The organism is Roseateles sp. (assembly GCF_049240545.1).
Lineage (GTDB): Bacteria > Pseudomonadota > Gammaproteobacteria > Burkholderiales > Burkholderiaceae_C > Paucibacter_A.
This window is the reverse complement of record NZ_JBMLSK010000327.1, coordinates 1-1083: the sequence shown is the minus strand read 5'-3', so window position 1 is coordinate 1083 and position 1083 is coordinate 1. Positions and strand designations below refer to the sequence as shown.

General features: G+C 65.5%; 2 pseudogenes. Both read left to right on the top strand.

From position 1 onward, the window contains the following. Positions 1 to 425 (top strand): annotated as a pseudogene (locus tag ACOVRJ_RS20160) (mannitol dehydrogenase family protein); the annotation flags it as partial. Positions 426 to 441: 16 nt separating this feature from the next. Continuing rightward, positions 442 to 1083 (top strand): annotated as a pseudogene (locus ACOVRJ_RS20155) (bifunctional D-altronate/D-mannonate dehydratase); the annotation flags it as partial.

Below are 1083 nucleotides of genomic sequence, written 5' to 3'. Positions count from 1 at the left end.
CGCTGATCGCGCGCTTTGGCAACCCGTATCTGAAGCACAGCGTGCACCAGATCGCGACCGACAGCTCGCAAAAAATCCCACAGCGCTGGCCGCCTTCGGTGCTCGGGCAGATCGCCCAAGGCGCCTCCTTGGAACACCACGCGCTGGCCGCTGCTGTCTTCTTGCGCTACACGCTGGGCGTGGACGAACACGGCCAGGCCTATGCCCTGAACGATCCGCAGGCCGACAGCCTCGTGGCCATTGGCGCGGCCCAGCGCAGCGAGCCCGAGGCCTGCGTGCGCGCCCTGCTGGCCCGAGAAGACCTGTGGGGCAGCGCCCTGTCCGACCACCCCGCATGGACCGTGCGCGTGACGCACTGGCACCAGCAAGTCCTGCAGCACGGTGTGGATGCGGCCATCCAGCAACTGCTGCAACAAGAGCCCTGAACACGGGATACGCCGCATGAAAATCACCGCCGCACGCGTCATCGTCTGCAGCCCCGGCCGCAACTTCGTGACCCTCAAAATCGAGACGGACCAGGGCGTGTACGGCGTGGGCGACGCCACGCTCAACGGCCGCGAACTGGCCGTGGTCAGCTACCTGGAAGACCACGTCATCCCCTGCCTGATCGGACGCGATCCGCAGCAGATCGAAGACCTCTGGCAATACCTCTACAAAGGCGCTTACTGGCGGCGCGGCCCGGTGACCATGAGCGCGATAGCGGCGGTGGACACCGCGCTGTGGGACATCAAGGCCAAGATGGCGAACATGCCGCTGTACCAGTTGCTGGGCGGGCGCAGCCGCACCGGGGTGATGGTCTATGGCCACGCCAATGGCCGCGACACGGCCGAAACCGTGGACGAAGTTTTGCGCCACAAGGAAGAAGGCTATCTGGCGATCCGCGCGCAAAGTGGCGTACCGGGCCTGAACAAGGTCTATGGTGTCAGCGGCACGAACCGTCTGTACGAACCCGCCGACGGCAACTTGCCCGGCGAACACGACTGGAGCAGCGAAAAATACCTGCGCCACACCCCTGGCTTGTTGGAAGCCGTGCGCGAAGCCGTGGGCCCCGACATCCATTTGCTGCACGACGTGCACCACCGC